Here is a 13,076-nt window from a genome sequence, read left to right as displayed (position 1 = left end):
AAAGAATTCTTTCATATTGATGAAGAGGATTCTTTTTTATTAATATGAGATCTATATTATTTCCATGCAATTTTTAATAGGATAATTCAATAGTAATATTGATGGTAGAAAGTTGTTATATGCCAACATTATTTTTATTGTTTGAAAATCAAGACATCACAAATAACACATATGTCATGTTCAGAATCCATTATCTTACAAGATAAATTCATAATTTAGCATCCTTAAACTAAAATGTAAAATATGGTTGCTATTGTTGATAGTGGTTCTACAAAATCCGACTGGGTAATTTTGGACGATTTTAAAAAGGTCTTTCTGAAAACAGAAACCATTGGTTTCAACCCAAACTTCATCAACAAAGAACTTATTGTTCCTGAAATTGAAAAAAATACAAGTCTTAGCACCGTTAAAAATTCGGTCACAAAAATTTATTTTTATGGTTCCGGATGTGGTGTTCAGCAAAATTGTGATATCATTATAGAAGAATTGGGTAAAGTATTTATCGGTGCAGAAATTATTGTTAAAGAGGATCTCACAGCAGCAGCTTATGCCGCTTACAGAGGAATGCCCGCCATTGTCTGTATTTTGGGAACAGGTTCCAATTCTTGCTATTTTAACGGAGAAACCATTAAGATCCAGTTGCCTTCTCTCGGATTTCTTGTAGGAGACGAAGGAAGCGGAAGCGCAATCGGAAAACAACTGGTAAGAAGGTTCTTTATGCAGAAGCTTCCCGCAGATCTCTCATCGGAGTTTGAAGAAACGTATAAGCTGACTGTGGAGGAAGCATTGAAAAACATGTATCACACTCCAAGACCGAATGCGTACTTAGCAGATTTCAACAAATTTGTAGTGGAAAGAAAAGATCATCCGTATTTACAGAAAATGGTGCATGAAGAAATGCTTAATTTTTTCGATTATCAGGTGCTTCCTTATGTAGAAGCCAAAGATGCCGAGATCAATTTCATCGGATCAATAGCCTATTATTACGAAGATGTTTTACGTTCTGCAGCGGCAGAGCTTAATCTTAATGTGGGACAGATTGTTCAGAAGCCTATCGAAAGTCTCGTAAGCTACCACATTCAATATATATTATAATTAAATAACAAAATTCATTATATGTCAAGTAAAACCCACCGCGACGAAAAGAACTTTAATCAGGCGGCTTTAGACTATCATAAAGCCGAACCTAAAGGTAAGATCGAAGTGATCCCTTCAAAACCACACTCATCTCAGAGAGATTTGTCATTGGCGTATTCTCCGGGGGTTGCAGTTCCTTGTATGGAAATCCACGATAAGCCCGAAACGGTGTACGATTATACAGGAAAAGGAAATCTGGTAGCTGTTATTTCAAACGGTACCGCAGTTCTTGGTTTGGGAGATATCGGTGCAGAAGCTTCGAAGCCGGTAATGGAAGGGAAAGGTCTTTTGTTCAAAATTTTTGCGGACATTAACGTTTTCGATATTGAAATCAACGAAAAAGATCCTGATAAATTCATAGAAATTGTAAAAGGGATTGCTCCTACTTTTGGAGGAATCAACCTGGAAGATATTAAAGCCCCGGAAGCATTTTATATCGAACAGAGACTGAAAGAAGAACTGGATATTCCTTTGATGCACGACGATCAGCACGGAACGGCGATCATTTCTGCAGCAGCATTAATCAACTCTCTTCAGATTGCCAATAAAAAGATTGAAGAAGTGAAAATGGTGGTGAACGGAGCAGGAGCAGCAGCCATTGCGTGTACCAATCTTTATATTTCTCTTGGTCTGAAAAGAGAAAATGTATTGATGTGCGACAGTAAAGGAGTGATTAACCACAAAAGAGAAAACCTTACTCCCGAAAAAATCGATTTTGTTGCTCAGACGGACATCGAAACATTGGAAGATGCCGTAAAAGGTTCAGACGTTTTCGTCGGATTATCAAAAGGAAATGTAATGACGCCGGAAATGTTACTGAGCATGAACGAAAATCCTATCGTTTTTGCATTGGCAAATCCGGATCCGGAAATTGCGTACAATGTAGCCCTTGAAACCCGCAAAGATGTCATCATGGCAACAGGAAGAAGTGATTATCCTAATCAGGTTAATAACGTTCTTGGTTTCCCATATATTTTCCGTGGAGCATTAGACGTTCAGGCAAAAGGAATTAATGAAGCAATGAAACTGGCGGCTGTTCATGCCATTGCAGATCTGGCAAAAGAGCCTGTTCCGGAGGCGGTAATTTTAGCGTATAATATTCAGAATCTGCAGTTCGGAAGAGAATATTTTATACCAAAACCGTTTGATAACCGTTTAATTACAAAAGTATCCAGTGCGGTAGCAAAAGCAGCAGTAGAAAGCGGAATTGCCAGAAAAACAATCACCGATTTCGAAGAATACGAAAACAGCCTTCTCGACAGAATGGGAAGAGACGAGAAGCTGGTAAGAATGATGCAGAACCGTGCAAAAGCCAATCCGAAAAGAATTACTTTAGGAAATGCGGAAGAATACAACGTTCTGAAAGCGGCACAGATTTTATATGAAGAAGGAATTGCCTATCCGAGTCTTTTAGGAAATAAAAAATACATCAAGGAGCAGATGGAACATTTCGGGATCAATCTTGATATTCCGATTATTGATCCAAGCGACGACGATCAGAAAGAAAACAGAAAAAAATACAGAGAAACGCTTTGGAAGCTTCGCCAGAGAAAAGGAATGAACGAATACAAAGCAAAAAGATTCGTTCGCCAGAGAGATTATTTCGGTCCTTTGATGCTGAAACATGGCGATACAGACGGGTTAATTGTTGGTTTCTCTAAAAATTATACCTCCGTTCTTAGACCAGTTTTAGAAGTAATTGAAAAAGATAAAGGAGTAGATAAAGTAGCGGCAATGATGATGATTTTGTCTGAAAAGAAACCAATTTTCTTTGCAGATACCTCAATCAATCAGAATCCTACAGCGGAAGACTTGGTAAATATTGCTAAAATGGCAGAATTTACCGTAAAATCTTTTGCCATCGAACCGAGAATCGCCATGCTTGGATTTGAAAACTTTGCAGCCATCTCCGAAACTTCAAAGAAAGTAGCAAAAGCAGTAAGCATCCTTCACGAAAAATATCCGAAAATGATCGTGGACGGAGAAATTCAGCCGGATTTTGCGATGAATTCAGATCACTTAAGCGATTATCCATTCTCAAAATTAGGAACAACGCCTGCCAATACATTCATTTTCCCGAATCTTGAAAGCGCCAACCTATCCTACAAGATCATCAGAGGAATGAAAGTAGCACAGGTAATAGGACCAATTTTGATGGGTCTGAAACAGCCGGTTCACGTTTTACAGATGCGTTCAAGCGTAGATGAGATTGTAAACCTTGCAACCATTGCCGTTCTGGATGCCCAGAGAAGAGAGAAAAAAGATAAGAAATAATAAAAAATCTGTTCTTAAGATAGAAAGCAGTACACAAAATAACGGTGTACTGCTTTTTTTTTACGTCCTAATTTCACAATTTTGTGATATTAGGACAGGTAAATTTGTATTTTGAAAATCTTTTGAAATACCTATGAATACTAAATTTTCTAGGGGTAAAATAAATTGTAAAATACATTTTCAGAATTAATTATTTAAATATCTGTTCAACAGGTAGATAAATTAAATACTTTAGGAGAACCAAAAATTACATTATGAAAAATTTCAAAAAACTTTCAAGAGAAAATTTAAGACAGATTGCAGGAGGCGGACCCGGAGGAAAGCCATTGCAGTCTCCGGACGGAGGATATTACTGCCTTCCTTCTCAGGGACAGTTATGTTTGGTAGGATGTACACCCACCTGCGTAAACGGAGCCTGCAACATCAGCATGTGTCTGGATATAAATCCGGTGTAGATTTTTGTAAAATTAAAGTAAGAAAATGAAACCTGTCCATTTGGATGGGTTTCGTTTTTTTTTAGAAATTATTGCATTTACAGTTAAAAATTAAGTTAAAAATCATTCGCGCGTGAAATGAAAACATAACTTAGTTTAAATTACTATATTTGGGAGTTATAAAAATTAATAATGATATTTTCACTTCAAGGCATTGTTCAGGAACTTACGCCTACTTACGCAGTAATCAACGTACAAGGAGTTGGTTACTATGTAGGTATCAGTTTAATGACCTCACAAACCCTCACAACCAATAAAGAAACTTTTCTTTTTATTCAGCAGATCATCAGGGAAGATGCTCATTTGTTATTCGGATTTAACACTCGTTCAGAGAAAGATATGTTCAATCTGTTAATAAGCGTTAATGGAGTAGGAGCCGTTTCAGCACTTATTTTACTGTCTACTTTAAGCCTTGATGAGATCGCTTCGGCAATCCTCTCAAAAAACAGCGCACTCATTCAGAAAGCCAAAGGAATCGGGGCAAAAACAGCCGAAAGAATCATTGTGGATCTTAAGGATAAAGTCCAGAAATTCAGCAATCCCGAAGAAAACATTTCCACGTTTGCAAATAATAAAATCAAGGAAGAATCGTTATCTGCATTAGAAGTTTTGGGCATTCCTAAGCGAATGAGCGAGAAACTTGCTGATAAAATCATGAAGCAGGATCCTAATATTTCAGTAGAAGAGTTGGTAAAACAAATTTTAAAAAACATTTAACATTTGGTGGCGAATAATAAATATTTCAATATAATTCTGTTCCTGTCGTTTTTGCTTGTGTCTACATTTACATTTGCACAAAGGCGACCTGCAGCAAAGGTAAGCGATACCGCAATTATCAAAAAAGATTATCAGTTGGCAGATCCTACACAGTATGAAGCCTACTATGATATAAAAACAGGAATGTATTTCGTATATCCTAAAGTAGGAAATACCATAACAGGGCAGCCGACTGCGATGTCTCCGGAAGATTACAAAGAGTTCATGATGGAAGCGCAGACGAAAGCTTACTATAAGGAAAAATCAGACCGTTACAGCCTCATGTTCCGGAAAGATAAAAGCGATGCGGCGAGAAAAGGTTTAATTCCTTCATTACAGATCAACAACAGGCTGTTCGAAACCATTTTCGGAAGCAATAAAATCGAAATCATTCCTTCCGGGTATGCTTCTTTCGATTTAGCCGGATTGTATCAGAAGATTGATAATCCATTGATTTTACCGCAAAACAGAAAGAGCTTTACGTTCGATATCGACCAGAGAATTCAGCTTGGTTTATTGGGGAAAGTAGGAGAAAATCTTCAGTTAAAAGCCAATTATGACACCCAGAGCGGTTTCGCGTTTGAGAACAGAATGAATCTCGTCTGGCAGGCAAAAGGAAGCTGGAAAGACCTTCAGCAGAAAGGTTTGCAGGATGTGGATAAGCCAAGTGCAGGAGGAGAGGACAAGATCATCAAAAGAGTAGAATTCGGTAACGTTAATATGCCGCTTTCCACCAGTCTCATCCGTGGTTCACAGTCTTTATTCGGGGTTAAAACAGAATTTCAGTTAGGTAAAACCTTCGGAACGGTCGTACTTTCCCAACAACAGGGTGAAGCAAGGAATATTACGGTTCAGGGGGGCGGTGTCATGAATACATTTAAATTAAATGCAATTGATTACGAAGACAACCAGCACTACTTTTTAGGACATTATTTCTTAGATAAATATGACGGCGCTTTATTAAATTATCCTCAGATCAATTCGAAGATCAGCATTACAAGATTGGAAGTCTGGGTTCTGGATCAGGGAAACAGCAACTTGCAGTACCAGAAAAGTATTGTCGGGATCAGAGATTTGGGAGATGCTCCGGGAGTTCTTCCGGATAATAATCAGCCGGGTTTCAACCTGTATTCCACGATTAACGGATTACCTGGGTTAAGAGATGCGAGTACTGCATACAATGCCATCAAAGGGCAGAACCTTCCTGTTGCGACAGGAACAACAGAAGTTTATCAGGATGGTGAACACTTTATCTTCAATAAAAAAGCAAGAAGATTAAATACCAACGAATATACCTTACAACCGCAGTTAGGTTACATTTCATTAAACCAGAAACTGAACGATAATCAGCTTTTGGCGGTTTCCTTTTCCTACACGGTGAACGGAAGCAATCAGGTGTACAAAGTCGGGGAATTCTCTGAGGAAAGTACGGTTTTAATGGCGAAACTTCTGAAGCCGAATACAACGGTAAAAACAACTTCGCCGATGTGGAATCTGATGATGAAAAACATCTATTCTCTGGATGCAGGACAGGTTAATCAGGACGGATTCATCCTGAACGTATTATACAGAGATCCACAATCCGGAGGTAAAGTAAATTATCTTCCGGTTGCCAATAATCCACAGGTAAACAATGTTCCATTAATTAAATTATTAAACTGGGACCGACTGAATGCGAACGGAGATTTGCAGAACAACGGAACTTCAACAGGAGACGGTATTTTCGACTTTGTTAACGGAATTACCATACGTCCGGAAACAGGAAGAGTGATTTTTACTAAAGTTCAGCCATTTGGAAGCTATATCCAGAATGTCATAGGAAGTAACGATCCACAGTACGTATTCTCAGATCTCTACAGTCAGCAGAAACAGGTTGCTACATCCAGCAATCTTGCACAGCGTTACACCATCGAAGGTCGTTACAAAGGCGTTCAGGGACAGGGAATTTCTCTGGGAGCAGTTAATGTTCCTCAAGGTTCCGTAAAAGTTTCTGCAAACGGAGTTCAGCTTACGGAAGGGATAGACTATACCGTAGATTATATGTTGGGAACCGTTACCATCATCAATGAGCAGGTAAAACAATCCGGACAGGCAATTAATATTTCACTGGAAAACCAGTTAACATTCAATACCCAGAGAAAGAGATTCATGGGATTGAATTTAGAAAGAAGATTCAATGAAAACTTTATTTTGGGAGGAACCGTTGTAAACTATTCCGAATCTCCGCTTACTCAAAAAGTAAACTATGGTCAGGAAGCTGTTAATAATACAATGGCAGGAATCAATTTGATGTACAACAATCAGCTACCGTTCCTTACGAGATTAACAGATAAAATACCTTTGGTAAATACAGAAGCACCTTCCAATCTGAATTTCAAAATGGAAGCAGCGTATTTACTTCCCGGGTTAAATAAAGGAATCAACGATCAGTCTTATATTGATGATTTTGAACAGACCACTTCAAAAATTACCTTAAAAGAACCTACAGCGTGGAGCTTAGCTTCAAAGCCGGAAAAAAATCAATCTGATTTGGTATTTCAAGGAGCTGGAAAAAATAACGACATAACAGAAGGCTATGGAAGAGGTTTGCTGTCATGGTATAATATTGACCCGAGATTTTATGGAGTAGGAGGAAAGGCTCCGACAGGAATTACGCCGCAGTCAGTTTCCAATCACGCTTCAAGAAGGGTTCAGTTCTCAGAAATTTTTAACAACAGAGATTTCGTAGCAGGAGAACAAACGTATACCAATACTTTTGATATTTCGTATTATCCGGCAGAAAAGGGACCTTACAACTCCAATCCGGCTACAGAAACAACCGCACAGAGATGGGCGGGAATCATGAGACCGATCAGCGTTTCCAATTTCGTGAATTCAAACATCGAATATGTTGAATTCTGGATGATGGATCCTTATGCAGACGGAAATACTTTGGGTACCAATCCAAAACTTTTACTGCATTTAGGAAACGTTTCGGAAGATATTCTGAAAGACGGACAGATGCAGTACGAAAACGGATTGCCAACGCCTTCAGCTCCGTCTACTACTACGGCTTCAAACTGGGGAACACAGCCAAAGCAGCCACCGATTCTTTATGCATTCTCAAGTGAAGGAGCAGACAGAACCGCTCAGGATTTGGGGTATGACGGTTTAAGTTCGGATCAGGAAGCGGCATTGTTCGGAAATACATTTATCAATCCGGTTACCAATGTTTCCGATCCTGCTGTAGATGATTTTGTATTTTATATGTCTGAAAAATTCACCGGAACTCAGGCGTCATCTCTGGTTCAGCGATACAAGTATTTCAGAAATCCGGAAGGGAACTCTCAGAGCAACTCTTTAGAAGTGGCTTCACAGACTCCGGATGCGGAAGATATTAATAAGGATTACAACTTAGATCAGACAGAAAGCTACAACCAGTATGAGGTAAGCTTAACGCCGGGAAGCCTTACTTTAGGACAGAATAATATCGTAGACGTTAAAACAGTTCAGGCATCATTCCAGAATGGGCAGACTTCTCAGGTAAAATGGTATTTGTTCAGAATTCCGGTTTCCCAGTACGTAAATACGGCAGGAGATCATGATGCTTCTATTTTGAATAATGTAAGATTTGCAAGATTATTATTAACAGGTTTTGATCAGACTTCAACGTTAAGATTCGGAACCATGGATTTGGTGAGATCAGACTGGAGAAAATATCCTAAAAATATTGCAAATACAGGAAATTCAGGAGCTACGGATGAAGGGACAACCACTACAAATAACGATAACTTCGAAGTGGGAAGTGTAAATATTGAAGAAAATGCACTGAATCAGCCGCCTTACGTTTTGCCTCCGGGAATCGACAGACAGATTTTAAGCGGTAATGCAGGGGCACAGAGACAGAATGAAGCTTCTTTATATTTAAAAGCGACATCCCTTGCTCCATCTGAAGCAAGAGGGGTATTTAAAAATACCTCTCTGGATATGAGAAGATACAAAAAATTAAAACTTTTTGTACACGCTCAGGATCCTGGTAAAAGAGTATTCGGTTTTAATAAAGAAACCAAATTCTTCATCCGTTTAGGTAGTGATGCCACAGATAACTATTATGAATATGAATCTTCACTCTTCGTTACACCATCTACCGCTACAACACCTATGGAAATCTGGCCGATGGAAAATGATGTGGATTTAAATATTCAGGATTTTGTTGATGCTAAAATAAGAAGAGATAAAAATCACCCGACGCAAATTGTGCAAAGATTAAAAGATGAGGTTTTTGATCCGGGGAATACTTTTAAAAGTCTTTACATCAAGGGACGTCCAAGTTTAGGAAACATTACAACCATCATGATTGGTGTCAGAAATGGTTTCGAAAGAGGAACTTCCGGAGCTGTAGCACTCGACAGGATTCTTTGGGTAAACGAAATCCGTCTCTCTGAAATTGAAAATGATGGAGGGTATGCAGGAAATGCAAGCTTAAACTTCAACCTGGGAGATTTTGCAACCGTAAACACTAGTGCTTCTTATACTTCAGTAGGATTTGGAAATATTGATTCTAAACCTGCCGAGAGAAACCAGTCGACTCAGTCTGCATTCAGCATCAATACCGCAGTAAATGTAGATAAATTTTTACCTGAAAAAACAGGAGTTAAAATTCCGGTAAACTATTCTTATTCGCAGACCATTGAAGATCCGAAATACAATCCTCTGGATACGGATGTTGAGTTTAAGAAAGCAGCAAACAAAGAGCAGCTTAAAAAAGTAGCAAGAACTTATACACAGCAAAGAAGCATCGGTGTTGTGAATATGCATAAAGAAAGAATGAATCCCAACAGGAAACCTAAGTTCTACGATATCGAAAACGTATCGGTAACGGCGGTTTACAACGACGATTATTATAGAGATATTTATACCAAGAAAAATTACAGACAGTATCTGAGAGGGTATGTAGATTACAACTACACCTTCAAACCTTGGGTAATCCGTCCGTTCAATAAAATGATCAGCGATACGGCGAAGTCTACGAAATATCTGAGATGGGTAAAAGAATTTAACTTTAATCCTGTTCCTACAAGATTCTCTTTCAGAACAGAAATCGACAGAAATTACAACGAGTTGCAGTTTAGAAATATCGATGCCATCCTTACAGGAAACTATGGTGATGACTTTGCAGCGATTAAAAACAGAAACTTCTATTTCGGATGGCAGTACGGTTTAGGATTTAATTTTACCAAATCTTTAAAACTGGAAATTAACTCGGCAACCAGAACATTGAATGACAATGTGGACGTTAATACAATGGACAACAGTTCTATTTTCGGAAATGTATTAAGAGCGGGTAGACCTGTACTATATAACCACAGAGTTCAGTTGAACTATAAATTACCGTTCCAGTATCTGCCATATCTCGATTTCATCGATGCGGAATTAGGATACGGATTTACCTACAACTGGAATGCAAGATCTACAGTGTTACTGGCAAGTCCGGACGGAAGCTTAGGTTCAATCGGTCAGAATACGAATGTTATTCAGGCAACTGGAACGGCAGATTTTACGAAGTTCTTTGGGCAGTTTAAGTATTTCAAAAATATTTCGGCAAAATTGCAGAAACGTAAACAGGAAATAGATTCATTAAACAATGCTTACACGCAACAGTGGGAGAAAAACAGATATGCTTATAAAAGATATAAATTCAAAAACAGACTGACTCCGCTTCAGAGCATGGCGTATTTATTAACATCCATGAAGCAATTAGATATCAATTATTCTGAAAACAACGGAACAGTGCTTCCTGGATTATTATCGGCTCCGAACTGGTATGGTTACGGACAGACTTTGGGAGGTCCAACCATCGGGTTCCTTTTCGGATCTCAGGCAGACATCAGAAGAACGGTAATGGAAAACGGATGGGTAAGTGATTCTGAATTTATGACAGATCCTTATGTACGAATGTCGACACGCGAGCTGCGGGCTAATTTGCAGGTTATGCCGATGAACGATCTCAGAATAGACATCAGTGCACTGCATAATTATAACCGAAACTTTACCCATACAGGATTTAATTACAGAGATCCGAATACCGGAGTTGCCAATCCGAACTATACATTTGCGAATGATTTGGTAACCTACTCCAACTCGGTGGTCTTGTTGAAGACGGCATTTAAAGACGGAGCAGCAATTTATCAGGCAATCAGACAGAATGCACAGGCTTTATCTCAGCAGAAGCAGGGCGCTTTAGAGCCAAACGGATTCAAAGACGGTTATGGAATTTCAAATGCCTATATTTTGATTCCTGCATTCAGAGCTGCGGTGGAAGGAAAAACAGTAAAAGAAATGACGAACCCTAAAAAAGCAGGACTTCCGATTCCAAACTGGAAGATCACTTATTCAGGGTTGAGAAATATCCCGATCATCAACGGACAATTCTCCAAGTTTGATCTTTTACATTCTTATCAGGCGACTTATACAGCAACAGGAATTCAGTCGAGTATCGATTATTTCAACAGTCTTAATGCTTACGATGCAACACAGAGAGATATTAATGACGATTATATCAATCCGTTCACTTTTGCTCAGGTAGGTTACGTAGAAAACTTCTCACCTTTGATCGGAGTAGACATGACGATGAGAAACAATATTCAGTTGGGTATTCAGTACAACAGATTAAGAACATTGTTACTCGGATTGGTAAACCATACCTTAACAGAAGATTCAAACAGCGAATATGTTGTGAGAGTAGGGTATATCATCAGAAACTTCAGATTAGGAATGACGAATGTGAGAGGAAGAGGAAAAGCAAAAGGAAGTGATCTGAACATCAGAGGAGATTTCTCTCTGAGAGACAGCAAGACGAGCATCACCAACATTTTACTGGATGATTCTCAGGTTACGGGAGGTCAGAGATTGATGAACATTAAAGTCTCAGCAGATTATAATGTATCACAGAACCTTAATCTTAGAGTATTCTATGAGCAGATGACTTCTAAATATAAAATCTCAACAGCCTTCCCGTTGTCAACAATCAGAGCAGGTATTTCTGCCACGTTTACATTCGGAGACTCAGGCGGTTTCTAATTAGAACGAAAATAAATTTAAATGTCCCTCAGTTTTTGAGGGACATTTTTTATATCCGATATTTGAACCTTCTGGAATTTTGAATACATTTGTACAAATAAAAAATTAAAAATGAACACACCATCAGAATTAAAGTACACGAAAGATCACGAATGGATCAAGATTGAAGGAAACGTTGCTACAATCGGTATTACAGACTTCGCACAGGGAGAATTGGGAGATATCGTTTACGTAGATGTAGACACTGTAGATGATGATCTTGAAGGAGGTGCCGTTTTCGGAAGTGTAGAAGCTGTAAAAACAGTTTCAGATCTATTCTTGCCTATCTCAGGAAAAGTGATCGAATTCAACTCAGAATTGGAAGACCAGCCGGAATTGTTAAATTCAGATCCTTATGGAAACGGATGGATCATCAAATTAGAAGTTGCTGAAGGTGCAGATCATTCAGAATTACTTTCTGCGGAAGAATATCAGGCAATCATTGGATAAGATTTCAAAAATATTCAGTAAGATATTGCCCATTTATTGGGCATTTCTTACTTATATGCTTCTCAAGCCCGGTGAAGAAAACCATGAATATTGGTTTATGTTCAGTGGTATTGATAAAATTTTGCATTTAAGCATCTTTGCAGCATTAGGTTTCTTTTTTATTGCTGCTTTTCCAAAAATCCGTTTTTACTATTTCATCCAGATCATTCTGCTGTATGCATTTCTTACCGAGATCCTTCAGGAAGAAATGGGATTGGGAAGATCAATGGAAACCTTAGATATCGTTGCCGATACTGTAGGCTGTCTCATCGGCTACTATATATATAAGTTCTTAGAAAAGCGATTTCTTTAATTTCGAAAAATATTTCCGTTATTATTACGGTCAGAAAATGGCTATTAAATCTCATGAAATATTACGGTTGTTTTAAAACCTTCTAAATCTATACTTTTCTTTCTTTTTATAAGAAGCTATTTCCCGCTATCCACTGTATCTTTTGGGTTACGGGCTCCGCTTCGCTCCGCCCGCAACCCAAAAGGATGTCGTTCCTATCGGGGCTAAGAATTTCGTAAGCCTAATTGAAATACCGACAAACCTTTCATTTGTAGGTGCCTCAAGAGATTCTCTTATACTGGATTTTTAAATACATATATAATAAAGAAAAGAGACGATCTCAAAAGTCAATACCTCACTTTTTAAATATACTTTTCCTATTTAACTCTTTTTCCCCACAAACTCCTTTCTCTCCAACACCTCCACCCTCAAACCCTCTATTTTCCCATTCAATCCAATAGAATTTTTCTTCAGAACTCAATATTTCCGTCTGTCTTCCATGATTTCACTGTCCGGTAAACTGTTTTTCAGAATTA

At 38.4% G+C, this 13,076-nt stretch carries 7 protein-coding genes; all 7 read left to right on the top strand.

The annotated features are described in order from the left end of the window. Positions 1–243 precede the first annotated feature (243 nt). The 7 genes from B0E34_RS14610 (at position 244) to B0E34_RS14580 (ending at position 12,561) form a co-directional block, all read left to right on the top strand. Positions 244–1,095 (top strand): ATPase, encoded by an 852-nt coding sequence (locus B0E34_RS14610; RefSeq protein WP_087710601.1) that lies wholly within the window; start codon positions 244–246, stop codon positions 1,093–1,095. Positions 1,096–1,116: 21 nt separating this feature from the next. Continuing rightward, on the top strand, positions 1,117–3,411 hold the full coding sequence (locus B0E34_RS14605; RefSeq protein WP_076395247.1) for an NADP-dependent malic enzyme: 2,295 nt from the start codon (positions 1,117–1,119) through the stop codon (positions 3,409–3,411). A gap of 254 nt (positions 3,412–3,665) precedes the next feature. Further along, the gene (locus B0E34_RS14600) at positions 3,666–3,866 is read left to right on the top strand and encodes a bacteriocin-like protein (protein WP_087710599.1); all 201 of its coding nucleotides are present in this window, start codon (positions 3,666–3,668) and stop codon (positions 3,864–3,866) included. Positions 3,867–4,037: 171 nt separating this feature from the next. Further along, the gene (gene ruvA, locus B0E34_RS14595; RefSeq protein ID WP_076395252.1) at positions 4,038–4,622 is read left to right on the top strand and encodes a Holliday junction branch migration protein RuvA; all 585 of its coding nucleotides are present in this window, start codon (positions 4,038–4,040) and stop codon (positions 4,620–4,622) included. Positions 4,623–4,628: 6 nt separating this feature from the next. Beyond that, positions 4,629–11,720, top strand: coding sequence for a T9SS outer membrane translocon Sov/SprA (sov, locus tag B0E34_RS14590; RefSeq protein ID WP_185117463.1), 7,092 nt, complete (start codon positions 4,629–4,631; stop codon positions 11,718–11,720). 111 nt (positions 11,721–11,831) lie between these two features. Continuing rightward, positions 11,832–12,209 carry a glycine cleavage system protein GcvH gene (gcvH, locus tag B0E34_RS14585; protein ID WP_076395258.1) on the top strand — a complete coding sequence of 126 codons (378 nt, stop codon included), beginning with the start codon at positions 11,832–11,834 and terminating at the stop codon, positions 12,207–12,209. 25 nt (positions 12,210–12,234) lie between these two features. Further along, on the top strand, positions 12,235–12,561 hold the full coding sequence (locus B0E34_RS14580; protein WP_241277952.1) for a VanZ family protein: 327 nt from the start codon (positions 12,235–12,237) through the stop codon (positions 12,559–12,561). Positions 12,562–13,076: the final 515 nt, after the last annotated feature.

Source organism: Chryseobacterium mucoviscidosis (assembly GCF_002177115.1).
In the GTDB taxonomy this organism is placed as follows: domain Bacteria; phylum Bacteroidota; class Bacteroidia; order Flavobacteriales; family Weeksellaceae; genus Chryseobacterium; species Chryseobacterium mucoviscidosis.
The sequence above is the reverse complement of the archived record's forward strand: the minus strand, read 5'-3'. Positions and strand labels throughout refer to the sequence as shown.

Coding starts and splice junctions, on each gene's coding strand:
- B0E34_RS14600 (WP_087710599.1), top strand. CDS start 3,666: ATGAAAAATTTCAAAAAACTTTCAAGAGAAAATTTAAGACAGATTGCA.
- B0E34_RS14605 (WP_076395247.1), top strand. CDS start 1,117: ATGTCAAGTAAAACCCACCGCGACGAAAAGAACTTTAATCAGGCGGCT.
- gcvH (WP_076395258.1), top strand. CDS start 11,832: ATGAACACACCATCAGAATTAAAGTACACGAAAGATCACGAATGGATC.
- ruvA (WP_076395252.1), top strand. CDS start 4,038: ATGATATTTTCACTTCAAGGCATTGTTCAGGAACTTACGCCTACTTAC.
- B0E34_RS14610 (WP_087710601.1), top strand. CDS start 244: ATGGTTGCTATTGTTGATAGTGGTTCTACAAAATCCGACTGGGTAATT.